Source organism: Rheinheimera texasensis (assembly GCF_964031785.1).
Classification (GTDB): Bacteria; Pseudomonadota; Gammaproteobacteria; order Enterobacterales; family Alteromonadaceae; genus Pararheinheimera; species Pararheinheimera texasensis_A.
The window spans coordinates 613,935-639,578 of sequence record NZ_CAXIRE010000019.1 but is presented as its reverse complement, the minus strand read 5'-3'; the positions used below and the strand labels follow the sequence as shown (position 1 = coordinate 639,578).

Genomic DNA, 25,644 nt, shown 5'->3' with positions numbered 1-25,644 from the left:
TTACAACCGCATCGGCATCACAACGTACAAAGCGCCGGCGTTGCCAACCCCTTCAACCAAAGAACTGGAATTAGCGTCACTTAAATGCATCACGACTAAATCAGTATTCAATGTATTCAGTACATCCAGCACATAGCCGACGTTAAAGCCGATCTCCAGCGTGTCGCCGTTGTACTCAACTTCAATGACTTCTTCGGCCTGCTCATGTTCAGGATTATTCGCCACGATCTGCAATTCTTGTGGATTCAAAGTAAAACGTACGCCACGATACTTTTCATTGGACAAAATCGACGCACGCACGCAGGCGTCTTTTAACACGGCACGATGCGCAGTCAGCTGGCGAGAGCTATTTCGCGGCAACACCCGGCGGTAATCCGGAAAACGACCATCGATTAATTTGCTGCTGAAACTAAACTGGCTATCGGTCAGGCGAATATGATTTTGGCCAATACTGAGGCGGATTAGCTGATCATCAGCCACCAATAAACGCATCAGCTCAAGTACGCCCTTACGCGGAATAATCACTTGCTTCTGCTGTGTTGCCGTAACCGGAAGTTCCATTGAACTCAGCGCCAGACGATGGCCATCGGTCGCAACAGTACGTAAGGTGCCATTATCGACTTCAAATAACAGACCATTCAGATAATAGCGCACGTCCTGATTGGCCATGGAAAAGGCGGTATCGTCTAACAATTTGCGCAGCTGTAAACGGCTCAGCTCAAACTCAACCTCACCTTGCCAGCTCTCCAGATTCGGATAGTCGTTCGCACTTAAGGTCGCCAGTGTGAATTTGCTTTTACCGGTGCTGACGACACAATTTTCGCCTTGTAAATGCAGCGTCAGCACAGAAGAATCCGGCAGAGAACGGCAAATATCCAGCAACTTTTTGGCGGGGATAGTAACGCGTCCCGGCGTGATGACCTGCTGCGGAAACGCATGCGCGACCAACTCAATTTCCAGATCTGTACCGGTCAGCGCTATTTGATCCGCAGTAACATCCAGCAGCACGTTCGACAGGATTGGCAAAGTGTGCCGGCGTTCAATGGCACCAGACACCATTTGCAGCGGTTTTAATAAAGCGTCACGCTCAATAATAAAATGCATAACAAGTCCCTATTAAGACGACAAAGTACGGATCAAATTCTGGAAATCTTCTTTGATTTCGTGTGTTTCTTCTTTTAATGATTCAATTTTGCGACAAGCATGTAACACAGTGGTATGGTCCCGGCCGCCAAAAGCATCACCAATTTCCGGCAGACTGTGGTTGGTCAGTTCTTTCGATAAAGCCATCGCCATTTGCCGCGGTCTGGCAACAGAACGGGAACGCCGCTTTGATAAGAGATCAGCTACGCGAATTTTGTAGTACTCGGCGACGGTTTTCTGAATGTTCTCAATAGTGACCAGTTTGTCCTGCAGCGCCAGCAGATCACGCAGTGATTCACGCACAAAGTCGATGGTAATAGGCCGGCCGGTGAAATTCGCATTGGCGGTGATGCGGTTTAATGCACCTTCAAGCTCACGCACATTAGAGCGCAGACGTTTGGCGACAAAAAAAGCAACTTCTTCCGGCAGACGAATATTATTTTCCTGTGCCTTACGCATCAGAATGGCAACCCGCGTTTCAAGCTCAGGCGGCTCAATCGCAATAGTCAGACCCCACCCAAACCGGCTTTTCAGCCGTTCTTCAACACCGTCGATCTCTTTCGGATAACGGTCTGATGTCAAAATAATCTGTTGATTACCTTCAAGTAAGGCATTGAATGTATGAAAGAATTCTTCTTGAGAGCGGTCTTTTTTGGCGAAAAACTGAATGTCATCGATGAGCAGAGCGTCTACTGAGCGGTAATAACGCTTGAACTCTTCGATCGCATTATTTTGCAGTGCCTTGACCATATCCTGCACAAAACGCTCAGAATGCATATATATCACTTTGGCATCGGGCTTTTTCGCCAGAATGCCATTGCCAACCGCATGCAACAGGTGAGTTTTACCCAGACCAGTCCCGCCATAGAGAAACAGCGGGTTATAAGCAGAGCCTGGATTATCCGCTACCTGACTGGCAGCAGCACGAGCAAGCTGATTCGATTTACCTTCGACAAAATTATCAAAGGTATAATTAGTTCTGACATTGCTGCGCACAATAGTTTTTGGTGCAGGCTCGGCAACTACCGCCGGCGCAGCGACAACCGCAACAGGGGCGGCGCGACTTGGCACCGCAGCCACCGCTTTGGTAACTTTTTGACTGCTACCGACTTCGAAGCGCAGACGCGGCGAATGATCACCACAATAATCGTGGATCAGCTCATTGATCCGATTTAGATATTTGTCGCGAACCCAATCCAGCACAAAGCGATTCGGCGCATATAACGTTAAAGCGTCATGTGAACTATCAGCCTGCAGCGGACGGATCCACATACTGAATTGTTGTGCCGGCAGTTCGGACTGCAGCGCTTCCAGGCAATTTTGCCAAACAGACTGATACACCATATCTCCAGCAGCCCCGAATAATTGGTATTTGACAAGGCAGGTGTTGAGGAAAGACCCGCATTATGGGCTGATCTTATCCACAACTGCAATATTGACTTTCTGAAAAAGGCTTTAACCAGGGAGGTTTATAAATAAGACTTTGTTTTTTATTATTTTTTATCTTTTATACAATTTCATAATACCGCTAAAAACCCTAGGCATTTTCTGGCATATAGCTCGGCAAAAATTGAATTCATACACATTTTATCCCAGATTTTTAACCTGCCTGTGGACAACTGCAAAAGATCTGGGATCTGAACGGGAAATAACCAAGGATCAGATTGACAAGTAGTGGCAGAGTACTTAAAATTCGCGCTCTTTTTTAAATCGCTGCGTTTTGGTACTTACTAAAACTCAGATTCAGTTAGTAATTATCGACCGGACGGACGAAGAAAATGAGCAAAAGAACCTTTCAACCAAGCGTTTTAAAACAGAAACGCAACCACGGCTTCCGTGCACGTATGGCGGACAAAAACGGTCGTGCAGTATTAGCACGTCGTCGCGCTAAAGGCCGTAAGCGCTTAACTGTCTAGTCAGTTATTTAAAGCGCTGCGTGGTCAGCTATACCTTCAGCAGGGAGTTACGTCTGTTAACTCCCGGCGAATTCGATAATGTGTTCCAGAACCCGTTCCGGGTCGCTTCCCCACTCTTCACTATCCTCTGTAAAGCCAATCATACCGAACATCCGCGGATTGGTCTGACGATCGCAAAAAAACGTGCTAAATTGGCCGTCCATCGGAATCGCATCAAACGTTGTGCCCGTGACAGTTTTCGTCTGCATCAGCACGAACTGCCGCCGGTTGATATGGTGCTGATGGTGAAAGGTGATATCAGTAATACTGACAACGCCGAATTACACCAGCAACTGGAGCGCTTATGGAGCAAAATCGCCCGCCAGTACAAAGCTATCCAGCCAAAATCCTGATCACAGCGATTTATGGCTATCAGCGTTGTATCAGCCCGCTGTTTCCACCAAGCTGCCGCTTTACCCCCAGTTGTTCGCATTATGCCGTTGAAGCACTGCGACGTTTTGGTGCGATAAAAGGCAGTTGGTTAACCACCCAACGTCTATTAAAATGTCACCCTTTACATCCGGGTGGTGAAGACCCCGTTCCCGAAAAGCAAAAGAGATAAGCGCACACATGGAATCCCAACGCAGTTTATTAGTAATTGCCTTTTTGTTTGTCAGTTTTCTGCTGTGGCAAGACTGGCAAAAAGACTATGGCCCAAAACCTGTTGTTCCGGCAGCAACTGAAGTCAGCACTGCCACCGGCAATGCTGAACCGCAATTATCGGCATCAGGCCCGTTAAGCAGCGCCGCCCCTGCTGCCGCAATAGTCGCCACCGGCAAAGTCATCGAAGTCAAAACTGACGTCCTTGACGTCAAAATTGACACCCGCGGTGGTGATATCATTGGCCTGACGTTGCCGAAATACACACTGAGCCTGGAAGACAGCACACCTTACCCGTTAATGCGCCAGTTAAACGGTTTCAACTACACAGCCCAAAGCGGTTTACTGGGTGACGGTCCGGACGAAAAACGTACCGCCAAGCCGGTTTACAGCGTAACTCAGGATAAATTCAGCCTGACGGACGGCCAGACTGAACTGCAGGTCAGCCTGCAGCTGGAACACAATGGCCTGCAAATTGAGAAACGCTACACCTTCAGCGCTGGCAAATACGATGTCCGGGTTGATTACCTGGTGACCAATACCAGTACCGGCAGCAAAGTCATTCAGCCCTACCATTATCTGGCACAGACCTTCGATAACGGTAAAGAAGGCAATATGATGATGCCGATTTATCGCGGTGGTGCCTATTCAACAACTGAACAACGCTACGAAAAATTCGCCTTTGAAGATATGCAGGACCAGAACCTGGATCAGTCTACTAAAGGTGGTTGGGTCAGTATGCTGGAACATTATTTCGTTTCCGCCTGGGTACCGCAGGCAGAAGAACAAAACCAACTGTTTAGCCTGGTCAATAATAACGAGGGCATCATTGGTGTGCGCGGCCCGCAAAGCAGCATTGCTGCCGGTGAAAGCAAAACGCTGTCTGCAACTTTCTATGCGGGTCCAAAAGATCAAGCCAGCCTGGCGAAGATTGCACATGGCCTGGACCTGACTGTGGATTACGGCTGGTTATGGTTTATCTCGCAGCCACTGTTCTGGTTATTGCAACAAATTCATCATCTGGTCGGAAACTGGGGTCTGGCAATTATCGCCATCACTCTGCTGATCAAACTAGCAATGTTTCCACTGACCAAAGCGCAGTATGAAGGCATGGCGAAGATGCGTAATCTGAAACCGAAGATTGATGAACTGCAGGCACGTTACAAAGACGACAAGCAGAAAATGGGCCCTGCAATGATGGAGCTGTATCGCAAAGAAAAAGTGAACCCTATGGGTGGCTGTTTACCTATGCTGATCCAGATGCCAATTTTTCTGGCACTGTACTTTGTATTTGTTGAAAGTATTGAGTTACGCCAGGCTCCATTTATCTTCTGGATCAAAGATTTATCCGTGATGGACCCGTATCTGGTGCTGCCAATCATGTACATCATCAGTATGTATGCGATGCAAAAACTGACACCAGTGACAGTAACAGACCCGATGCAGCAAAAGATTATGCTGTGGATGCCGGTCGTGTTTGGTTTGTTCTTTATCATCTTCCCAAGTGGCCTGGTGCTGTATTGGGTCGTCAGCAACCTGATTTCGCTGGCGCAGATGTTGTTTATCTATAAAGGTATGGAGAAAAAAGGCTTACACGTTCGTAACGCCTGATTGCTCTGATAGAACTGATAATGGCCGTTACACTTGTAATGGCCATTTTTTTATATACAAAAACGAGGACTTTGGTATGTATGCAAATGATACGATCGTAGCGCAGGCAACAGCGCCGGGACGCGCCGGTGTCGGTATCATCCGGGTGTCCGGCCCACAGGCAGCCTCGATTGCGCAGGCCGTACTGGGGCGTGTACCAAAGGCCCGTGTTGCAGAATATCTGCCTTTTCGCGCCGCAGACCAATCGGTACTCGATCAGGGCATTGCACTGTACTTCCCGGGCCCTAATTCCTTTACCGGTGAAGACGTATTAGAACTGCAGGGCCATGGCGGTCCCGTACTGCTGGATATGCTGCTACGCCGCATCCTGCAGGAAGCCAATGTCCGTATTGCCCGCCCCGGTGAGTTTTCAGAACGGGCATTTTTGAACGATAAACTGGACTTGACCCAGGCTGAAGCTATCGCCGACCTGATTGACGCCAGCAGCGAACAGGCTGCCCGTAGTGCCATGCAATCACTGCAAGGCGAGTTTTCACGGCAAATCCATGCGCTGGTGGAGAAAGTTATCTATCTGCGGATGTATGTCGAAGCTGCGATTGATTTTCCCGACGAAGAAATCGACTTTTTATCCGATGGCAAAGTCGCCGGCGACCTTGCTGAGATCCGCACTGATCTGACCAAAATCCAAAAACAAGCAACCCAGGGCAGCATTCTGCGCGAAGGCATGAAAGTGGTGATCGCCGGCCGGCCAAACGCCGGGAAATCGAGTTTACTCAATGCATTAGCCGGCCGCGAAGCCGCTATTGTCACTGAAATCGCCGGCACCACACGCGATGTGCTGCGTGAACATATCCACATCGATGGTATGCCGCTACATATCATCGACACCGCGGGCCTGCGCGAAGCCACAGATAAAGTCGAGCAAATTGGTATTGAGCGCGCCTGGCAGGAAATTCTGCAGGCCGACCGGGTGCTGTTTATGGTCGACAGCACGACCACGGCAGCGACAGATCCGGCGGAGATCTGGCCAGACTTTATCGCACATCTGCCGGCAGAACTGGGCATCACCGTGATCCGCAATAAAGCCGATTTAACCGGCGAAACCGTTGGTTCAGACCAAAGCAGCAAGTACCCGCTGTTCAGATTATCCGCCAAGGATAAAACTGGTCTGGATGCGTTACGCGAACATTTAAAAGCCTGTATGGGTTTTGAAGCCAGTAACGAGGGCAGCTTTATTGCCAGACGCCGACATTTAGATGCACTGGCACGGGCGTCAGAACACTTAAGTATTGGCGAACAGCAGCTGCACGATCATTTAGCTGGCGAGTTACTGGCTGAAGAACTGCGACTGACGCAACAGCAACTGAATGAAATTACCGGTGAATTTAGTTCTGACGATCTGCTCGGCCGGATTTTCTCCAGCTTTTGTATCGGCAAATAACAAAAAAAGCCGGCATATCAGCCGGCTCGATCATGCCCCCTAACGCGCATAAGTCGCTGTCAGGGTCGCCTTTGCCAGCGCATTGGCATTGAGCATAAAACCAACCACTGCAGCGCTGGCGCCATCTGGTACACCCAAGGTCGGCGTAGGTAAAGCCCAGACCGTAAACTGATAACGATGCATACCATGGCCTTCTGGTGGGCAGGCACCGCCAAACTCTTTAATACCGTAGTCGTTATTAAAAGACCGGCAACCAGCCGGTAAAGCACCATTACCCGCACCTTGCGCCAGTTCGTTCACTTCAGCAGGAATATCCAGTACCAGCCAATGCCAAAAACCAGACCCGGTCGGTGCATCCGGGTCATATACAGTCACAGCAAAACTCTGTGTGCCATCAGGCGCATGCTGCCAGCAGAGCGCGGGGGATAAGTTAGGACCATCGCAACCAAAACCATTGAATTCAAAGGTTTTTGCCATGAAATGCCCTTCCTGAATATCTGGACTGGTAACAGTGAATTTGCGATTTTCCATAAAGTCTCCGGCAGCTTCTAAGTTGCATTATACGTTGATAGGCATCCAGCTGAATTACCTGGTCATAACCTGTCTGGGGTAAAAATCAGCACAAATGAAACCCGGGCATCGTTATTAGACTACCCGGTTGTGTTTCCTCACTCTGCCTGCTGTAACTGAGCACTGTATTGCTGCAGCCACTGATAAAACTGCGCTTTTGGCAATGCCCCGGATAACTGGGCTATAACCTTGCCGCGCTGTATTAGCATCAGAGTCGGAATAGATCTGATTTGAAACTGTGCTGCCAATTCCTGCTCAGATTCTGTATTGACTTTACCAAAGCGAAAAGCTGGTTCCAATTCAGCCGCGGCCTGCGCAAAGGTTGGTGCAAAACTCTGACAGGGTCCACACCAGCTGGCCCAAAAATCCAATACCAGTGGTAAATCAGATTTTTGGCTCAAATTGGCAAAGTTCGCCATGGTTATGTCAACCGGCTTACCAGTGAACAGACCTTGTTTACACAAGCCGCATTTCGGCTGCTGAGTTAAGCGCTGCTGCGGCAGTCGGTTTAAACCGGCGCAGTGGGGGCACGCAATAATCATTACAGGTTCCTCTGGCTATTTCAGCAGGATTTGTGGGTCGAGCAATGAAACATCAAGGCCGGCGCTGTGTTTCGTGCAATAAAAAACCCGCCGGAATGCGGCGGGTTTACTCAAATCAACACTAACGGGCTGTTACGAGCCTTCGCGGGTGCGTGGTTTTTTCGGTGCGGCGCCTGGACGCGGGCCTGTGCCACGATCGGTGCGCTCTGGGCGATCTGCGCGATCGGCACCGCTGCGCTGGTAACGCTCTGGCCGATCAGCACGCTCTGGGCCTGGACCGCCAGTATCCACACTGATATTCAGTTTCTGTTTGCGTACATACACTTTTTTCAGATGCTGGAACACTTCAGTCGGCATATCACCTGGCAGCTCAACTGTGGAGAAATGATCAAATAGTTTGATATTGCCGATAAACTGACTGTCAATGTTGGCTTCATTGGCGATAGCGCCAACGATGTCACCGGCACGCACACCGTGCTCTTTGCCGACTTCAATCCGGTAATTGATGTAGTTACCTTGCAGCTCACGACGTGGTGGACGTGGACCACGCTCTGGACGATCACCTGAACGTTCCGGACGGTCACCACGTTCAAAACGGGCCGGACGATCACCACGCTCTGGCCGTTCACCGCGGGCATGAGGCTCACGGATCTCAGGGAATTGGCTGGCAACGTTTAACGGCTGGTCTTTTTGCGCCATAAACAACAACGCTGCGGCCAAATCTGCATCTGTCGTTTCCAGCTTTTCGCGCCAGTCATTGATCAGATCCTGGAAGAAACTCAGGTTTTTCGCTTCAATGGTGTTGGCCAGCGTTTCACGGAACGATTCAATGCGACGCTGTTCAATCACTTCACCGGTTGGCAGCGACATCTTTTCAATCGGCTGACGGGTGGCATGTTCGATAGTGCGCAGCAGGCGGCGTTCGCGTGGTGACACGAACAAAATCGCTTTGCCTTCGCGGCCGGCGCGACCGGTCCGGCCAATACGGTGCACGTAGGCTTCACTGTCATACGGAATGTCGTAGTTAATCACCAGACTGATGCGTTCCACATCCAGACCACGCGCTGCAACGTCGGTTGCAACAATCACGTCAATCTGGCTGGCTTTTAAGCGGCGAATAGTTTGTTCGCGGTTGGCCTGGTTCATATCGCCATTGAGGCAAGCGACTGCATAACCGCGAGCACCTAATTTTTCGGCGATTTCCTCAGTGGCACTTTTGGTCCGGACGAAAATGATGCTGGCATCATATTCTTCACCTTCCAGTACCCGGGTCAGAGCGTCCAGCTTCTGATTGCCATCCAGCATTACGTAACGTTGAGTGATCCGCTCAACCGTGCTGGTTTTTGATTCAATTTTGATTTCCTGTGCGTTGTTCAAATGTTTCTGAGCAATAGCACGGATTTGTGACGGCATAGTTGCCGAGAACATCGCAACCTGACGACCCGGTGGGGTGGCATCCATGATCGTTTGTACGTCATCGATGAAACCCATGCGCAGCATTTCGTCGGCTTCGTCCAGCACGATGGCGCGTAATTTGTCCAACACTAAAGTGCCACGATCAAGGTGATCCATGATACGGCCTGGCGTACCCACGATGACCTGAGAGCCGCGTTTTAACGAACGTAATTGCGTGGTGTAATTCTGGCCGCCGTATAAAGGCAGGACATGGAATGTTGGCATAAAGCGAGCGTAAGCCTGGAATGCTTCTGCAACCTGGATCGCCAGTTCGCGCGTCGGCGCCAGCACCAGGATTTGCGGTTCATTTTGCGTCGGATCTAACCGCGCTAATAATGGCAGTGCAAAGGCAGCGGTTTTACCGGTACCGGTTTGCGCCTGGCCTAATAAGTCCTCACCAGCTAACAGTTTTGGGATTGCGGCCGCCTGGATAGGAGACGGAGTTTCGTAACCCAATTCTGTGACCGCGCGCAGTATTGGTTCTGGCAGATCAAGCTGGGAAAAAGTCAGGGACTCGGACATAAGTTGTATTAACCTCAATAACACGCAGGCGCTTTAAAGGTATGTGCTATTGTAGTTTTACTGAGCCTGCATTGCAGTAAAAATACCCGGTGCCTGTTAAGAGCGATGCTCAACAGCCACAAATTCCAGTAGTATAGCCAATCATTTAACTGACCAGAGACGTACAGATGATTGAGATCCTCGTGGGCAGCCAAATGGGCGCTGCTGAATACACAGCAGAACAAGTGGCTGAAACACTGGTACAAGCGGGATTTCCTGTCAGACTGCATCTGACGCCCGTATTAGAACAACTGACCAGAAACTCAACCTGGTTAGTGATCACCTCGACCTACGGTGCGGGTGACCTGCCCGATAATATCCAACCCTTTGCGGATCAATTAGCACAAGATCAAACAGATCTTACCACAGTTTCTTATGCGGTGATCACTTTAGGTGACTCCAGCTACGATACTTTTTGTCTGGCTGGCGCTAAGCTCGCTGATTTACTGACGAAAAATTCAGCAAAAAATTTAGGGATCAGCCTGAATATTGATGCGCAATGTGCCGAATTACCGGAAGATCTTGCTTTAGCCTGGCTACCACAATTTATCGCCACGCAGTCGCAGACAAATATCACCGATAAAATTTGAATCAAAAAAAGGGGGAACATCTGTTCCCCCACAAATACACAAGTCACTGTCCAGAAACTGGATATCTAACGGTGGTGTTGGTTATCACGCCAACAGGTTCATCATCTGCCTGTATCAGCTCAATTACTTAATAACCTTTTGATAAATCCCTGATAAAACACCGTTCGAGCTATACAGGGTTGTCCACAAGCTGATCCCAACTTGATCACATCTGTGGATAAAATACGAATAACCAAGTGTATAAGCTGATGTTATCCTCTGAATGAATTTAATCGAATCTCGCCTTGTGGATAAGTATGCAAGTTGATCACAGGTTGATCGTCAACAGATCCATGACAGATCACAGCTTAGATCTTCTGTAAGATCTTGATCCTCATTTGAAAAAAGCGGTTATCAACCTAAAAACTCTTGCTTAGTAGTAAGAATAATAAAAAAGATCTCTTTAAAGATCTTCTTTATATATGGATCGCTTGAGATCCGAAGCCCGTTTAAATCATTCCGTTTCGATCAGGATCTGAGGTACAATGCGTGCCCTTTTTTAGGCTGTTGCAAAGGCGATGAGGCAGATATGTTGTTTCAACAAAACTACGATGTGATTGTGGTCGGCGGTGGACATGCCGGTACTGAAGCCGCGCTGGCTGCTGCACGGATGGGTATGCAAACGCTGTTGTTAACCCACAATGTTGAAACACTGGGTATGATGTCTTGTAATCCTGCAATCGGTGGTATAGGTAAAGGCCATCTGGTCAAAGAAATCGATGCACTGGGTGGCGCTATGGCGGTCGCAACAGATCACGCCGGGATCCAGTTTCGCACGCTGAACAGTTCAAAAGGCCCTGCCGTACGGGCAACCCGCGCCCAAGCCGACCGCCAGTTATATCGCGCAGCGATCCGGACTATCCTGGAAAACCAGCCAAACCTGCAGATCTTTCAACAAGCTTGTGATGATCTGATCGTGGAAAATGATCAGGTTGTTGGGGCTGTCACCCAGATGGGTCTGCAATTTAGAGCTAAAGCGGTTGTGCTGACCGTAGGTACTTTTCTGGCAGGCCAGATCCATATCGGTTTACAGAATTACAGCGGTGGCCGTGCTGGTGATCCGCCATCAGTAGCTCTGGCACGTCGGTTACGTGAACTGCCGTTTCGGGTGGGCCGGCTGAAAACCGGTACTCCACCACGCATTGATGCGCGCAGCGTTGATTTCAGCAAAATGCAGCCACAGCCTGGTGATACACCACTGCCGGTGATGTCGTTTATTGGTAAACAAAGTGACCACCCGCGTCAGGTGCCTTGTTATATCACTTACACCAACGAACAAACGCATGAAATTATCCGCAATGGCCTGGACCGCTCGCCAATGTATACCGGCGTTATTGAAGGTGTTGGACCACGTTATTGCCCTTCGATTGAAGATAAAATCAATCGCTTTGCCGACAAAGACAAACACCAGATTTTTATCGAGCCTGAGGGTTTAACCACTCACGAGCTTTATCCAAACGGCATTTCCACCAGTTTACCTTTTGATGTGCAGCTTGCTCTGGTTCACTCGATCCCGGGTCTGGAAAATGCGCATATCACAAGGCCAGGTTATGCCATCGAATATGATTTCTTTGATCCACGCGATCTGAAAACCTCGCTGGAAACCAAATTTATCAAGGGCTTGTTTTTTGCCGGCCAGATCAATGGGACTACCGGCTATGAAGAGGCCGGTGCTCAGGGGCTTTTGGCAGGTCTGAATGCGGCCTTGCTGGTCAAAGAACAGGATGCTTTTGTGCCAAGCCGTGACCAGGCCTATGTCGGGGTATTGGTTGACGATTTGACCACGCTGGGCACGAAAGAACCCTACCGTATGTTCACCAGCCGGGCTGAATATCGTCTGATGCTACGTGAAGACAATGCCGATCTGCGTTTGACAGCCAAAGGCCGCGAATTAGGTCTGGTTGACGATGTACGCTGGGCGGCCTTTAACGAAAAAATCGAGCAGATTGAACTGGAACGTCAGCGGCTGAAACAAAGCTGGATCCATCCGCAACACAGTGCATTGGAGCCTGTCAACGCGTTGCTGAAAACGCCATTGAGCCGTGAAGCCAGCCTGGAAGATCTGATCCGCCGGCCGGAAGTCACCTACAAAGATCTGATGCAGATCGAAGGTGTAGGCCCTGGTCTTGCGCTGCAGGATGCGGCAGAACAGGTCGAGATCCAGATCAAATACGAAGGTTACATCAACCGGCAACAAGACGAGATCGCTAAGCAGGAACGCAATGAAAACACCCGTTTGCCAGCCGGTTTTGACTATTCAGTAGTCAAAGGTCTGTCGAACGAAGTGGTGCTAAAACTGAACCAGGCACAGCCTGAAACTATGGGGCAGGCGTCCAGGATCTCTGGCATAACGCCAGCGGCTATTTCATTGCTGTTGGTCTACCTGAAGAAACAGGGACTATTACGAAAATCGGCCTGAGTCAGGAAAAAACATGCTTGAAAAATTGAAAAAGCTGGTCGCACAAACCAGCCTGCAGCTGTCAGATCTTCAGCTGCAGCAGTTGGTTCAATACGTGCAGTTGCTGGACAAATGGAACAGTGCTTACAATCTGACATCAGTGCGTGACCCTAATGAAATGCTGGTGAAACACATCATGGACAGCCTGGTCGTCGCGCCTTATTTGCACGGCCAGTGCATCATTGACGTCGGCACTGGTCCTGGTTTGCCTGGGGTGCCGCTGGCCATTTGTTGCCCGGATAAAGAATTCACTTTGCTCGACAGCCTCGGCAAGCGTGTACGTTTTTTAAATCAGGTCAAACTGCAATTGGGACTGAAAAACATCAGGCCTGTGCAAAGCCGGGTCGAAGAACACCATGAAAAATACGACAGCGTGATCAGCCGTGCTTTTGCGTCGCTCAGCGATATGCTGCACTGGTGCCAGCATTTGCCGGTCGCGAATGGCCAGTTTCTCGCCATGAAAGGTGCATTGGCGCAGGAAGAAATTGCAGCTTTGCCTGATTTTGTTAAAGTTGTCGGCAATGTCGAACTGACAGTGCCAGAGTTGGTCGGCCAACGTTATCTGCTGGTGCTGGAAAAAACAGCAGTCTGAACACGGACTAGGGACTTTTGTGGGAAAAATCATCGCGATAGCCAATCAGAAAGGTGGCGTCGGCAAGACGACAACTGCAGTGAATCTGGCGGCGTCTATGGCCGCGACCAAACGCAAAGTCCTGCTTATCGATTTGGACCCACAGGGCAACGCGACCATGGGCAGTGGTGTCGACAAATATGAAGTGCATGCCACGGCATATGAATTGTTGGTCGACGAAAAGCCGCTACCTGAAGTGGTAGTTAAAGAAACTGCCGGTGGCTATCACCTGATTGCCGGTAACTCCGATGTTACTGCCGCGGAAGTCCGGTTATTGGATGTGTTTGCCCGTGAACTGCGGCTGCGCAACGCTCTGAAGAATTACCGCGACCAGTATGATTTTATTTTTATCGATTGCCCGCCTTCGCTGAACATGCTGACGGTCAATGCGATGGCTGCAGCCGATTCTGTGCTGGTGCCGATGCAATGCGAATATTACGCGCTGGAAGGGCTGACGGCGCTGGTGGACACCATCAATAAACTGGCGGCTGTGGTCAATGCCGACCTGAAAATCGAAGGCATTCTGCGCACCATGTATGACCCGCGCAACCGGCTGGCCAATGACGTTTCTGAGCAGCTGAAGCGACATTTTGGCGAAAAAGTCTACCGTGCGGTGATCCCGCGTAACGTGCGTCTGGCCGAAGCGCCCAGTTTCGGTACACCGGTGATGTATTACGATAAAAGTTCAACCGGTGCCAAAGCCTACCTGGCATTGGCTGGTGAAATTCTGCGCCGCGCAGACAAAAAACAACCCAAAAGCACCCCAGCGGTGTGACGTGAAGGAATAAGCTGCGAATGTCTTTGAAAAAAAGAGGCCTGGGCCGGGGTTTAGATGCGTTATTGACCACGGGGAAGCCTGCCGCGCCGGCCGAAAGTCAGGCTGAAAACCGCCAGACTGAGTTACAAAAGCTGCCGGTGGAGTGGCTGCAGCCTGGTAAGTATCAGCCACGCAAAGACATGTCGCAGGATGCGCTGGAAGAGCTGGCAAGCTCCATTCGCGCTCAGGGCGTGATTCAGCCGATTGTCGTACGCCCGGTTGGCACCGACCGCTATGAAATCATCGCCGGTGAACGGCGTTGGCGCGCGTCACAGCTGGCGGGCCTCGCCGAAGTACCTTGCATTTTAAAAGACGTGCCGGACGAAGCTGCTGTCGCGATTGCGCTGATCGAGAACATTCAGCGCGAAGATCTGAATGCGATGGAAGAAGCGGTAGCCTTGCAGCGCCTGCTCAGCGAATTTGAACTGACGCATCAGCAAGTGGCTGATGCTGTTGGCAAATCACGCGCGACAGTGACTAATTTATTGCGGTTGAATCAGCTGGCGGATGAAGTCAAAACGCTGCTGGAACATGGTGACATCGAGATGGGCCATGCCCGCGCCATTTTAGCCTTGCCGGCTGAGCAACAACCGGATACCGGCCGTATTATTGCCGCGAAGCAGCTGACGGTGCGTGAAGCGGAAAGCCTGATCCGGCGTTTACTGGAGCCGGCTCCGGTCAAAGAAATCAAAGTTAAAGATCCGGATGTTGCCGCGTTGGAATCGAAACTCAGTGAACGTTTTGGTGCGCCGGTCAGTATTAGTTACAACCGCAAAGGCAAAGGCGAATTAGTCATCAATTACAGCAGTTTGCCGGAATTAGACGGTATCTTGCATAAATTGGGCCTGTCTGAGTCTGAAAATTAACCGGTCAGGTTTCAGAAAGTTCGACATTCGTAGTATTGGCGCGGCTTTTGGTTGCAAAAATAAGGCAGATAAGTATACTTGCGCGAGCTTTTTATCCCGTTGTTTTGCGTATTTTCGGGTGGTATTCAGTGCCTTTAACCACAACAAAACATCGTTATAAATTGATTTTACAGACCTTTTTGTGGCAGTCGCTGGCGGGATTCGCTGTGGCGGCGCTCTGTCTGGCAGCTTGGGATAAGCTGGCCGCAAAATCTGTATTGCTTGGCGTTTATTGTGTTGTTGTGCCGCACTGTCTTTTTACGTGGTATGTGTTTCGCTTTCGGGCAGACCTGCAGCCAGATTTGGTGCTTAAATCGGTCTACCGCGGCGAATCACTAAAATTTTTATTGTTGGCGTTGTTGGTGGCAACAGCGCTGAAACACGCGCTGTTGATCCCTTGGCTGTTTTTTGGCGGACTGGTGTTCGCCCTGATCTTACAGGCGTTGTTACCGATTTTGATTAACTACGATAATTGGGACTAACGATGGCATCTGGTGAGCTTACGAGCAAAGACTATATTACCCACCACCTGACCAACTGGAGCGTCGGCGAAGGTTTTTGGACCGTTCACGTTGACACCTTAGGCTGGTCAATCTTTATGGGATTGATTTTCCTGTTCTCTTTCCGCGCAGTGGCGAAAACCGCCAATGCCGGTGTACCTGGTAAATGGCAATGCGCCGTTGAAATGGTTGTCGAATTTATCGACAGTACGGTCAAAAGCACTTTTCACGGTAAAAACCCAATCATTGCCCCACTGGCGCTGACGATTTTTGTCTGGATCCTGCTGATGAACCTGCTGGACTTAGTGCCGGTTGATTTCATTCCATGGACTGCCCAACAGATTGGTGCTGCCATGGGTTATGACCCGCATCACGTCTACATGAAAGCTGTGCCAACCACAGACCTGAACATGACCATCGCGCTGGCGCTGGGTGTGTTTATCCTGATGATTTACTACTCAATCAAAATGAAAGGCATTGGCGGTTTTATTAAGGAACTGACCACTCAGCCATTCAACACGCCTTGGTTATACTGGTTCAACTTCATTCTGGAAGTGGTAGCCCTGCTGGCCAAGCCTCTGTCACTGGCGCTGCGGTTATTCGGTAACCTGTACGCCGGCGAGCTGATTTTCATCCTGATCGCGATGACAGGTTTATATCAGCTGCCAATGCACTTCGTCTGGGCTGTGTTCCACTTGCTGGTTATCCCGCTGCAGGCGTTTATTTTCACCATCCTGACGGTGGTGTACCTGAGCATGGCGCACGAGCACCACTAATAAAGATTTCTTTTTAACTTTAACTTTAACATTAGTAACTTTGGAGAACGTTATGGAACTCGTTATCGGTTTAAAATACATCGCAGTAGCTCTGTTAATCGGTTTAGGTGCGTTAGGTACTGCAATCGGTTTCGGTACTCTGGGCGGTAAATTCCTCGAGTCTGCAGCTCGTCAGCCAGAACTGGCTCCTAGCCTGCAAGGTAAAATGTTCGTAGTAGCGGGTCTTATCGACGCCATCGCGATGATCGGTGTTGCTATCGCGCTGTACATGCTGTTCGCTCTGTAATCGGACGCGAACCAGAACATTTACTTATGTCATTTAAGGAGAAGCGGTCGTGAATATTAACGCCACTCTCATTGGTGAGTTAATCGCGTTCCTGGTGTTCGTACTCTTCTGTATGAAGTATGTATGGCCACCAATTATCGGCGCAATTGAAGCTCGTCAGCAAAAAATCGCAGATGGTCTGGCAGCGAGTGATCGCGCCGAACAAGACCTGCGGTTGGCGCAAGAGAAAGCAAAACAACAGCTAGTCGATGCAAAAGCGCAAGCTTCTGCGGTGATTGACCAGGCGAAAAAACGCGAAGCGCAGATCATCGAAGAAGCTGCGGTTAAAGCGCAGGCTGAGCGGGACAAAATCCTGGCTCAGGCTAAAGCTGAAGTCGAAGCTGAACGCATCCGGGCGAAAGAAGAACTGCGTAAGCAGGTCGCTGCCCTCGCCGTTGCCGGCGCAGAGCGGATCCTTCAACGTTCAATTGATGAAGCTGCTCACAGCGACATCCTGGATAAACTGGTTGCAGAACTGTAAAGAGGAAGAGCCATGTCTGAACTGACGAATGTCGCTCGTCCTTATGCCAAAGCGGCGTTTGACTTTGCTGTCGAACAAAACGCTTTGGCGGCCTGGGCTGATATGCTGTTTTTCGCTGCTGAAGTAGTGAAAAATCCAGTGGTCGCCGAGCGCCTGCAAAGCAACAGTGCTGCCGACGCACAGGCAGCCTTTTTTATCCAGGTTTGTGGTGAACAGCTGAATAGCCACGGTCAGAACCTGATTAAGGTCATGGCAGAAAACCAGCGTCTGGCGGCACTTCCTGCCGTGTTAGCCGGTTATCTGCTGTTAAAAGCTGAGTACGAAAAAGAAGCCACTGTTGATGTGGTTTCTGCAACTGTACTGAGCTCTGCTCAGCAGGACAAACTGATCGCGGCGTTATCACAGCGTTTAGCCCGCAAAGTTAAGTTGAACTGTAGCGTAGACCCGGCGGTTGTCGGGGGTATGTTAATCAAAGCCGGTGATATGGTTATTGATGGCTCAGTTCGCGGTAAATTAGACCGTTTAGCCACTGCGCTGCAGTCATAATTGGGGATTAGAGCATGCAACTGAATTCCACTGAAATCTCTGAACTGATCAAACAACGTATTGCTCAGTTTGAAGTTGTCAGTGAAGCTCGCAACGAAGGTACTATCGTCTCTGTAACAGACGGTATCATCCGCATCAACGGTCTGGCTGACTGTATGCAGGGTGAGATGATCGAGCTTCCTGGTAACCGTTACGCTATCGCACTGAACTTAGAGCGCAGCTCAGTTGGTGCAGTAGTGATGGGTCCATATGCGGACCTGCGCGAAGGTATCAAAGTAAAAGCCACTGGCCGTATTCTGGAAGTTCCGGTCGGTCCTGGTCTGTTAGGTCGTGTGGTAAACACTCTGGGTGAACCAATCGATGGTAAAGGTCCGGTGGATGCTGCTGGTTTTGCACCAGTAGAAAAAATCGCACCAGGCGTTATCGACCGTCAATCAGTCGACCAGCCACTGCAAACTGGCTATAAGTCAGTCGACGCGATGATCCCAATCGGTCGTGGTCAGCGTGAGCTGATCATCGGTGACCGTCAGACTGGTAAAACAGCGCTGGCCATCGACGCCATCATCAACCAGAAAACCACTGGTGTGAAATGTATTTATGTTTGTGTGGGTCAGAAAGCTTCGACCATCGCTAACGTGGTACGTAAGCTGGAAGAGCACAACGCCCTCGCCCACACTATCGTGGTCGTGGCTTCTGCTTCTGAAGCTGCTGCACTGCAGTTCCTGGCGCCATATTCTGGTTGTACCATGGGTGAATACTTCCGTGACCGCGGTGAAGATGCGCTGATCGTATACGATGACCTGTCAAAACAGGCTGTTGCTTACCGTCAAATCTCTCTGCTGCTGCGCCGTCCACCAGGACGTGAAGCTTACCCAGGCGACGTATTCTATCTGCACAGCCGTCTGCTGGAGCGTGCATCACGCGTCAACGAACACTATGTAGAGCGTCTGACCAATGGCGAAGTGAAAGGCAAAACAGGTTCTCTGACCGCCCTGCCAATCATTGAAACCCAGGCTGGTGACGTTTCAGCATTCGTTCCGACCAACGTGATTTCAATCACAGACGGTCAGATCTTCCTGGAATCAGGCCTGTTCAACGCCGGTATCCGTCCAGCCGTTAACGCTGGTATCTCGGTATCGCGGGTTGGTGGTGCTGCTCAGACCAAGATCATCAAAAAGCTCGGCGGTGGTACCCGTCTGGCGTTGGCACAATATTCAGAACTGGCTGCGTTCGCGCAGTTCGCTTCAGACCTGGACGATGCGACCCGTGCGCAGTTGGACCACGGTCAGAAAGTGACAGAACTGATGAAACAGCTGCAGTACGCGCCAATGGGCGTGGCTGATATGGGTGTTTCCATTTTTGCCATCGAAAAAGGTTTCATGAAAGACGTCGAAGTTGCCAAGATCCTGGACTTCGAAGCGGCCCTGCTGGCTTATATGCACGCAGAGCACGGCGCGTTCATGGCTGATCTGAACAAAACCGGTAACTACAACGACCAGATCGAAGCGACCATCAAAGGCGCGATTGAGAAGTTTAAAGCGACTCAGACCTGGTAACCAATTCGGGTGGTGGCAACATCACCCGGTTCGTTGAAATTTTCGGAGATTAGTCATGGCCGGCGCAAAAGAGATAAAAAGTAAGATCGGGAGTATTAACAATACTCGTAAGATCACCAGCGCTATGGAAAAAGTGGCAGTCAGCAAAATGCGCAGAGCGCAGGAGCGGGTTGCCCACAGTCGTCCATACGCTGAAGCTATGCGCAAAGTGATCGGTAATATCGCCAATGGCACCATCGAATACCGTCATCCGTTCTTAACAGAACGCGACGTGAAATCCGTGGGTTACATTGTGATATCTACAGACCGTGGTCTTTGCGGCGGCCTGAATACCAACGAATTTAAGCGTGTATCACAAGACCTCAAAGCGTGGAAAGACAAAGGCGTTAAGGCTGAGTTTGCCGTCATTGGTAACAAAGCAACGGCTTTCTTCAAACGCTTCGGTGGCAAGGTGCTGGCGCAGCAATCGGGTTCAGGCGATAACCCACGTTTGGCTGATGTCATTGGTTCGGTCCGGGTCATGCTGAATGCATATTCAGAAGGCAAGATTGACCGTTTATATGTGGTTTACAACAAGTTTGTGAACACGATGAAACAAGAACCAGTGATCGAGCAACTCTTACCTTTGCCAAAAGCAGAGCTTTCAGCCAGAAAACACAGCTGGGACTACATTTACGAACCAGATCCGAAGGTTATCCTGGATAAATTACTGGATCGTTTTATTGAGTCTCAGGTCTATCAGGGCGTTGTAGAAAACGCAGCGAGCGAGCAGGCAGCGCGGATGGTGGCAATGAAAGCCGCTACCGACAACGCCGGCAGCCTGATGGACGAACTGAAACTGGTTTACAACAAGGCACGACAGGCAGCCATTACGCAGGAACTGAGCGAAATCGTCGGCGGTGCTGCAGCTGTTTAATGCTTGGTTAACAGGTTTGAGAAATTAGAGGAATTAACATGAGTCAAGGTAAGGTAGTCCAAATCATTGGCGCCGTTGTGGATATCGATTTTCCACAAGATGCGGTACCTGGTATCTATGACGCGTTAAACGTAACAAGCGGCGATCTGGCTGGTCTGGTACTTGAAGTACAACAACAGCTGGGTGGCGGTACTGTACGTGCCATCGCGTTAGGCTCCACTGACGGTCTGCGTCGTGGTGCTGAAGTTGCCAACACTGGCAAAGCTATTCACGTGCCTGTGGGTAAAGCCACACTGGGCCGTATCATGAACGTACTGGGCGAGCCAATCGACGAAGCCGGCCCAATCGGTGAAGAAGAGCGTATGCCAATTCACCGCGCAGCACCAAGCTACGAAGACCAGGCCGCTTCTAACGCCCTGTTAGAAACCGGTATCAAGGTTATCGACTTAGTCTGCCCGTTCGCAAAAGGCGGTAAAGTAGGTCTGTTCGGTGGTGCCGGTGTAGGTAAAACCGTAAACATGATGGAACTGATCCGGAACATCGCGATCGAGCACAGTGGCTACTCAGTATTCGCCGGTGTTGGTGAGCGGACCCGTGAAGGTAACGACTTCTACCACGAAATGAACGACTCAAACGTTCTGGACAAAGTATCACTGGTGTATGGCCAGATGAACGAGCCGCCAGGAAACCGTCTGCGCGTGGCACTGACCGGTCTGACGATGGCTGAGAAGTTCCGTGACGAAGGCCGTGACGTACTGTTCTTCGTTGACAACATCTACCGTTACACGCTGGCCGGTACTGAAGTATCTGCACTGTTAGGCCGTATGCCTTCAGCGGTAGGTTACCAGCCAACACTGGCGGAAGAGATGGGCGTTCTGCAGGAACGTATCACTTCAACCAAAACTGGTTCTATCACTTCTATTCAGGCCGTTTACGTACCTGCGGACGACTTAACTGACCCGTCACCAGCTACTACGTTCTCTCACCTGGACGCAACAGTCGTACTGAGCCGTAACATCGCATCTCTGGGTATCTACCCGGCGATCGATCCACTGGACTCAACTTCACGTCAGCTGGACCCACTGGTGATCGGTAAAGAACACTATGAAGTGGCCCGTGGCGTACAGTCAGTGCTGCAGCGTTACAAAGAGCTGAAAGACATCATCGCGATCCTCGGTATGGACGAACTGTCAGATGCAGACCGCACTACAGTATTCCGTGCTCGTAAGATCCAGCGTTTCCTGTCACAGCCATTCTTCGTTGCTGAAGTATTCACTGGCTCTCCAGGTAAATACGTTTCTCTGAAAGACACTATCCGTGGCTTCAAAGGCATCCTGGAAGGTGAATTCGATCACATGCCAGAACAAGCCTTCTACATGGTTGGTTCTATCGACGAAGCGATCGAAAAAGCGAAGAAGCTGTAATTTTACAGCTTTAGGAGAGCGAAATGGCGATGACAGTACAGTTGGACGTGGTAAGTGCTGAAGAGCGTATCTTCTCCGGCCTTGTTGAGTCCATTCAGGTTACTGGTAGCGAAGGTGAGCTGGGTATTTTACCTGGCCACATTCCACTGCTGACTGGCATCAAGCCAGGCATGGTGCGGATCGTAAAACAGTTCGGTGAAGAGCATCTGATTTATGTGGCGGGTGGCGTACTTGAAGTACAACCGCACACAGTGACAGTGCTGGCCGATGTGGCGATCCGTGCGGAAGACCTGGACGAGCAGGCAGCATTGGCGGCTCAGAAAAAAGCCGAAGAAGCGATGCAACATGCCGGCGCTGACTTCAACTATGCAGAAGCTGCGGCCCAGCTGGCCGAAGCGATTGCTCAGTTGCGTCTGATCCAGAAACTGCGCAAAAAGTAAGTTGTTTCTTGCTGAAAAAGCCACCTGCGGGTGGCTTTTTTTTTTGCCATTTATCTATGTTAATCTGAGGTATCCAACAACATTCTGTGGCAGGAAACACGACTGTTTTTCCTGATACTAAACAAACGGGTCGACAGATGGACCAAGACAATAAAAAGACTATTCATTGGGAAAAATGGACGGCGATCAGCACGGTAATCATGGCTTTATGTGCGCTGATCACATCGATATGGCAGGGCTATTCATTCCAGCAACATAACAAATTGTCGCTGCGGCCTTATCTCGAATTTGAAGCCAATATGGACCCGGCCGCTGAGGGCCGAACGGCTTTTGTATTGTTGGTCAATAACAATGGCCTTGGACCTGCTGAAGTGACGCAGGTGGACTTTGAAGTCGCGGGTAAAAAGCCGGACAGTGCTCACGGCATCTGGCCGGCGCTGGGCATCGATAACTCGAAGTTGTGTTTTGGTGCCGGTAATGTCGCCCGGTTTTATAAAGTTGGCGATCGGCAAATGGTGATCCGTGCTGCGGATGAACCTTGTACCTTAACACCGGTGCAGTTTGATCAGCTGCTAAAAACCCTGAAAATCACTTTGCACTACAAATCCTTGTACGGAGAAGAGTTTGTCGCATTCTGGCGGGGTGAATAGCTGCGGTGGTGTCTCGTTTACCGGCACTCAACACCGGCCCCTGTAATTTCAGTGCTGTTCGGTTAGAATGGCCTCATCATTATTAAAAGGATTGGCTCAGATGGCATTAAACGTCGTGATCCTGGCAGCCGGCAAAGGCACCCGGATGAAATCAGCTTTACCAAAAGTGTTGCACAAGGTCGCTGAGCGGCCGATGGTGCAGCATGTGATTGATACCGCGCGTCAGCTCAATGCAGCACAAATTAATCTGGTCTATGGCTATGGTGCTGAGCAGCTGAAAACCGGTTTAGGCGAGCAGCCACTGAACTGGGTGCTACAGGCCGAGCAACTGGGTACCGGCCATGCGGTGCAACAAGCGCTGCCTCATGTAGCGGATGAAGACGTCGTGCTGGTGCTTTACGGCGATGTGCCACTGACCCGCTTGGAAACGCTGCAGCAACTGCTGGCGGCGCGCAGCGAAAACGGCCTGGCAGTGCTGACGGTCCACCTGCAAAACCCAACTGGTTATGGCCGGATGGTGCGGCAAAACGGTAAAGTCGTCGGTATTGTCGAACAAAAAGATGCCAACGCTGAGCAGCTGAAAATCACTGAAGTAAACAGCGGCATCATGGCGGTGCCGGGCAAACAGCTGAAACAATGGTTGGGCAAATTGCAAAACAATAACGCCCAGGGCGAATTTTATTTAACCGATATCATTGCGATGGCGCATGCCGATGGCGTCGATATCGCCACGGCGCACCCTGCCAATCCGATTGAAACTGAAGGCGCCAACAACCGTGTGCAGCTGGCCCAGCTGGAACGTGCTTATCAGGCACGCAAAGCCGAAGAGCTGATGCTAAACGGTGCGAACTTACGCGATCCGGCACGCATCGATGTGCGTGGCGAAGTGAGCGTTGGTTCGGACGTGATGATCGACGTCAACGTCATTTTTGAAGGCAAAGTGGTGCTTGGCAATGGTGTAGTGATTGGCGCCAACTGTATCCTGAAAGATTGTACTGTTGGCGATAATACCGAGATCAAAGCCAATACCATGGTCGAAGCATCAACCATTGGTGCCGATTGTTCGGTCGGGCCTTTTGCCCGCATCCGGCCTGATTCAGTGCTGGCAGACGACAGCCATGTCGGTAACTTTGTCGAGCTGAAAAAAACCCGGCTCGGTAAAGGCTCGAAGGCCAATCACCTGACTTATTTAGGCGATGCGGTGATAGGCAGTAAAGTGAACGTCGGTGCCGGCACTATCACCTGTAACTACGACGGTGCCAACAAGTTCCAGACCACCATTGAAGATGGTGTTTTTGTTGGCTCTAACAGTTCCTTGGTGGCCCCGCTGACGCTTGGTAAAAACAGCACTGTCGGTGCCGGTTCTGTGGTGACGCATGATGTGGCGGCTGATGAGCTGGTGGTTGCGCGCACCAAGCAGCGTCATATCAGTGGCTGGCAACGACCGCAGAAAATCAAGAAATAAACAAAAGGCCGGTATCACCGGCCTTTTCTATCGGGAACAACAAGGAAATCACCGATGCAGGCATGGATATTAAGCGTCATTTTGTTGTTATGCAGCGCACTGGCGCAGGCTGACACTGCCGTCTGGCGGATCAGTAAAGTCTCTGATCAGCTGCTGATTGGTGGTACTGTGCATTTGTTGCCGCCGGCACAATATCCGTTACCGGCGGAATTTGATGCGGCCTTTCAACACAGCGATGTGCTGGTGTTGGAGACGGATTTGGCACCGATGCAGGATCAGGCCCGCGCCGCTTCGCTACAGCAACAGTTGCTGTATCCGGCAGGCACCACGCTGAGCAGTAAGCTGGCGGAAAAGACCCGCCAGCAGTTGCAGGATATCTTGCAACGGCACCGATTGAGCTTGCCGCAGGTTGAACAATTTAGACCAGGCATGCTGGTGACTCAGCTGACGCTGTTGGAACTGCAGCAACACAATTTCAGTGCACCTGGTGTTGATCAGCATTATCTGACGTTGGCGCAGCAGCAGAAAAAAACGCTGAAATATCTGGAACCGATTGAATTTCAACTGAGTTTATTGGCTGGTTTAGGTGAAGGGCGCGAAGATCTGTTTTTGCAGCATGCTCTGAGTGATGTCAGTGAAACTGCAAAAATGATGGCCAAAGCACTCAGCGCCTGGCGCAGTGGCGATTTGGCGGCGGTGGAGCAGTTGGTGTTGGCTCCGGTGAAAACTGCCGATGCGCAGACTTATCAGCAGATGTTTGTAGCTCGGAATCAGGCCTGGTTACCGCAAATTCAGGCTCTGTTCGGCAACAAAGAGCAAGAGTTCGTGTTGGTGGGATTGGGCCATTTAGCCGGTACTGAAGGGGTGTTGGCGTTATTGCAACAAGCCGGCTATCAGGTGGAGCCTTTTAAGTCAGGATCTGACAAAACCACTGAATAGGCTGCGTCAGCAGCTGCAGTTGTGGTGCGGCGAAGTAGCTATAAAGGCCAAGTTTGCTTTCCAGTAACAGCAATAGGGTATTGGCAAACAGCATCGCCAGCATAAACAGCAGAAAAACCTGACCGGCCTGACGCCAGCCGGGGGACTGGATAAGATCTGATTGGACAGAACTTTGGGCCATGATGCATATCCTTGTTGATGTTGAATCTGAACTTTGGTCGTACAGGTACGCAAAAAAGTTTAGGTCGGATGCGAAAATAAATCGTTTTTGTTGTGACCATCGCGCATTAGAGCGGGATGACAGGGGA

General features: G+C 50.4%; 28 protein-coding genes. 22 read left to right on the top strand and 6 right to left on the bottom strand.

Translation table 11 applies throughout. The features are described from left to right. Both dnaN and dnaA read right to left on the bottom strand, forming a co-directional pair. Positions 1 to 1,104 (bottom strand): DNA polymerase III subunit beta, encoded by a 1,104-nt coding sequence (gene dnaN, locus ABNT34_RS11325; protein WP_348731669.1) that lies wholly within the window; start codon positions 1,102 to 1,104, stop codon positions 1 to 3. A 12-nt stretch (positions 1,105 to 1,116) separates the two neighbouring features. Beyond that, positions 1,117 to 2,484 (bottom strand): chromosomal replication initiator protein DnaA, encoded by a 1,368-nt coding sequence (dnaA, locus tag ABNT34_RS11320; protein WP_348731667.1) that lies wholly within the window; start codon positions 2,482 to 2,484, stop codon positions 1,117 to 1,119. 437 nt (positions 2,485 to 2,921) lie between these two features. On the opposite strand from dnaA, the gene rpmH reads away from it, so the two are divergent. The 5 genes from rpmH (at position 2,922) to mnmE (ending at position 6,750) form a co-directional block, all read left to right on the top strand. Further along, entirely contained in the window at positions 2,922 to 3,059 is a 138-nt protein-coding gene (gene rpmH, locus ABNT34_RS11315) for a 50S ribosomal protein L34 (protein WP_084164225.1), read from the top strand. Positions 3,060 to 3,079: 20 nt separating this feature from the next. Then, a complete protein-coding gene (gene rnpA, locus ABNT34_RS11310) occupies positions 3,080 to 3,451 on the top strand; it encodes a ribonuclease P protein component (protein WP_348731665.1) in 372 nt (123 codons plus the stop codon). Next, on the top strand, positions 3,403 to 3,660 hold the full coding sequence (gene yidD / locus ABNT34_RS11305) for a membrane protein insertion efficiency factor YidD (RefSeq protein WP_348731663.1): 258 nt from the start codon (positions 3,403 to 3,405) through the stop codon (positions 3,658 to 3,660). The genes rnpA and yidD overlap by 49 nt, the downstream gene beginning before the upstream one ends. 8 nt (positions 3,661 to 3,668) lie before the next feature. Next, positions 3,669 to 5,309 carry a membrane protein insertase YidC gene (gene yidC / locus ABNT34_RS11300; RefSeq protein WP_348731661.1) on the top strand — a complete coding sequence of 547 codons (1,641 nt, stop codon included), beginning with the start codon at positions 3,669 to 3,671 and terminating at the stop codon, positions 5,307 to 5,309. Between the two features lie 76 nt (positions 5,310 to 5,385). Then, positions 5,386 to 6,750, top strand: a complete 1,365-nt coding sequence (gene mnmE, locus ABNT34_RS11295; RefSeq protein ID WP_348731659.1) for a tRNA uridine-5-carboxymethylaminomethyl(34) synthesis GTPase MnmE — start codon at positions 5,386 to 5,388, stop codon at positions 6,748 to 6,750. 39 nt (positions 6,751 to 6,789) lie between these two features. Here mnmE and ABNT34_RS11290 read toward each other — a convergent pair whose 3' ends face one another. The 3 genes from ABNT34_RS11290 to ABNT34_RS11280 all read right to left on the bottom strand — a co-directional run bounded on the left by ABNT34_RS11290 (position 6,790) and on the right by ABNT34_RS11280 (position 9,839). Beyond that, positions 6,790 to 7,281: a YbhB/YbcL family Raf kinase inhibitor-like protein gene (locus ABNT34_RS11290; protein WP_348731657.1), complete on the bottom strand. Its 492-nt coding sequence runs from the start codon at positions 7,279 to 7,281 to the stop codon at positions 6,790 to 6,792. Positions 7,282 to 7,418: 137 nt separating this feature from the next. Further along, entirely contained in the window at positions 7,419 to 7,862 is a 444-nt protein-coding gene (gene trxC, locus ABNT34_RS11285; protein ID WP_348731655.1) for a thioredoxin TrxC, read from the bottom strand. Positions 7,863 to 7,994: 132 nt separating this feature from the next. After that, positions 7,995 to 9,839, bottom strand: coding sequence for a DEAD/DEAH box helicase (locus tag ABNT34_RS11280; protein WP_348731653.1), 1,845 nt, complete (start codon positions 9,837 to 9,839; stop codon positions 7,995 to 7,997). A 167-nt stretch (positions 9,840 to 10,006) separates the two neighbouring features. On the opposite strand from ABNT34_RS11280, the gene mioC reads away from it, so the two are divergent. The 17 genes from mioC (at position 10,007) to ABNT34_RS11195 (ending at position 25,336) form a co-directional block, all read left to right on the top strand. Then, positions 10,007 to 10,468, top strand: a complete 462-nt coding sequence (gene mioC / locus ABNT34_RS11275) for an FMN-binding protein MioC (protein WP_348731651.1) — start codon at positions 10,007 to 10,009, stop codon at positions 10,466 to 10,468. A 568-nt stretch (positions 10,469 to 11,036) separates the two neighbouring features. Beyond that, a complete protein-coding gene (mnmG, locus tag ABNT34_RS11270) occupies positions 11,037 to 12,926 on the top strand; it encodes a tRNA uridine-5-carboxymethylaminomethyl(34) synthesis enzyme MnmG (RefSeq protein WP_348731649.1) in 1,890 nt (629 codons plus the stop codon). Between the two features lie 13 nt (positions 12,927 to 12,939). After that, entirely contained in the window at positions 12,940 to 13,557 is a 618-nt protein-coding gene (gene rsmG / locus ABNT34_RS11265; RefSeq protein ID WP_348731647.1) for a 16S rRNA (guanine(527)-N(7))-methyltransferase RsmG, read from the top strand. Between the two features lie 19 nt (positions 13,558 to 13,576). After that, positions 13,577 to 14,371 (top strand): ParA family protein, encoded by a 795-nt coding sequence (locus ABNT34_RS11260; RefSeq protein WP_348731645.1) that lies wholly within the window; start codon positions 13,577 to 13,579, stop codon positions 14,369 to 14,371. A 20-nt stretch (positions 14,372 to 14,391) separates the two neighbouring features. Beyond that, complete coding sequence (locus ABNT34_RS11255; protein WP_348731643.1) at positions 14,392 to 15,279, top strand: ParB/RepB/Spo0J family partition protein; 888 nt, start codon at positions 14,392 to 14,394, stop codon at positions 15,277 to 15,279. Between the two features lie 47 nt (positions 15,280 to 15,326). Then, entirely contained in the window at positions 15,327 to 15,800 is a 474-nt protein-coding gene (locus ABNT34_RS11250) for an ATP synthase subunit I (RefSeq protein ID WP_348731641.1), read from the top strand. A gap of 2 nt (positions 15,801 to 15,802) precedes the next feature. Continuing rightward, a complete protein-coding gene (gene atpB / locus ABNT34_RS11245) occupies positions 15,803 to 16,594 on the top strand; it encodes a F0F1 ATP synthase subunit A (protein WP_348731639.1) in 792 nt (263 codons plus the stop codon). Between the two features lie 52 nt (positions 16,595 to 16,646). Further along, positions 16,647 to 16,880, top strand: coding sequence for a F0F1 ATP synthase subunit C (gene atpE / locus ABNT34_RS11240; RefSeq protein ID WP_348731637.1), 234 nt, complete (start codon positions 16,647 to 16,649; stop codon positions 16,878 to 16,880). A 49-nt stretch (positions 16,881 to 16,929) separates the two neighbouring features. After that, complete coding sequence (gene atpF, locus ABNT34_RS11235; RefSeq protein ID WP_348731635.1) at positions 16,930 to 17,400, top strand: F0F1 ATP synthase subunit B; 471 nt, start codon at positions 16,930 to 16,932, stop codon at positions 17,398 to 17,400. A gap of 12 nt (positions 17,401 to 17,412) precedes the next feature. Continuing rightward, positions 17,413 to 17,946 (top strand): F0F1 ATP synthase subunit delta, encoded by a 534-nt coding sequence (gene atpH, locus ABNT34_RS11230; protein ID WP_348731633.1) that lies wholly within the window; start codon positions 17,413 to 17,415, stop codon positions 17,944 to 17,946. A 14-nt stretch (positions 17,947 to 17,960) separates the two neighbouring features. After that, positions 17,961 to 19,502 carry a F0F1 ATP synthase subunit alpha gene (gene atpA, locus ABNT34_RS11225; RefSeq protein ID WP_348731631.1) on the top strand — a complete coding sequence of 514 codons (1,542 nt, stop codon included), beginning with the start codon at positions 17,961 to 17,963 and terminating at the stop codon, positions 19,500 to 19,502. 55 nt (positions 19,503 to 19,557) lie between these two features. Then, positions 19,558 to 20,418 (top strand): F0F1 ATP synthase subunit gamma, encoded by an 861-nt coding sequence (gene atpG, locus ABNT34_RS11220; protein ID WP_348731629.1) that lies wholly within the window; start codon positions 19,558 to 19,560, stop codon positions 20,416 to 20,418. A gap of 38 nt (positions 20,419 to 20,456) precedes the next feature. Next, entirely contained in the window at positions 20,457 to 21,842 is a 1,386-nt protein-coding gene (atpD, locus tag ABNT34_RS11215; protein WP_031568019.1) for a F0F1 ATP synthase subunit beta, read from the top strand. A 23-nt stretch (positions 21,843 to 21,865) separates the two neighbouring features. Continuing rightward, complete coding sequence (locus ABNT34_RS11210) at positions 21,866 to 22,282, top strand: F0F1 ATP synthase subunit epsilon (protein ID WP_031568021.1); 417 nt, start codon at positions 21,866 to 21,868, stop codon at positions 22,280 to 22,282. 137 nt (positions 22,283 to 22,419) lie between these two features. Next, the gene (locus tag ABNT34_RS11205) at positions 22,420 to 22,932 is read left to right on the top strand and encodes a hypothetical protein (protein ID WP_348731626.1); all 513 of its coding nucleotides are present in this window, start codon (positions 22,420 to 22,422) and stop codon (positions 22,930 to 22,932) included. A 100-nt stretch (positions 22,933 to 23,032) separates the two neighbouring features. Further along, complete coding sequence (glmU, locus tag ABNT34_RS11200) at positions 23,033 to 24,397, top strand: bifunctional UDP-N-acetylglucosamine diphosphorylase/glucosamine-1-phosphate N-acetyltransferase GlmU (protein WP_348731624.1); 1,365 nt, start codon at positions 23,033 to 23,035, stop codon at positions 24,395 to 24,397. A 54-nt stretch (positions 24,398 to 24,451) separates the two neighbouring features. Next, the gene (locus ABNT34_RS11195; protein ID WP_348731622.1) at positions 24,452 to 25,336 is read left to right on the top strand and encodes a TraB/GumN family protein; all 885 of its coding nucleotides are present in this window, start codon (positions 24,452 to 24,454) and stop codon (positions 25,334 to 25,336) included. Here ABNT34_RS11195 and ABNT34_RS11190 read toward each other — a convergent pair. Next, complete coding sequence (locus ABNT34_RS11190; protein WP_348731620.1) at positions 25,305 to 25,517, bottom strand: hypothetical protein; 213 nt, start codon at positions 25,515 to 25,517, stop codon at positions 25,305 to 25,307. The genes ABNT34_RS11195 and ABNT34_RS11190 overlap by 32 nt on opposite strands. Positions 25,518 to 25,644 lie beyond the last annotated feature (127 nt).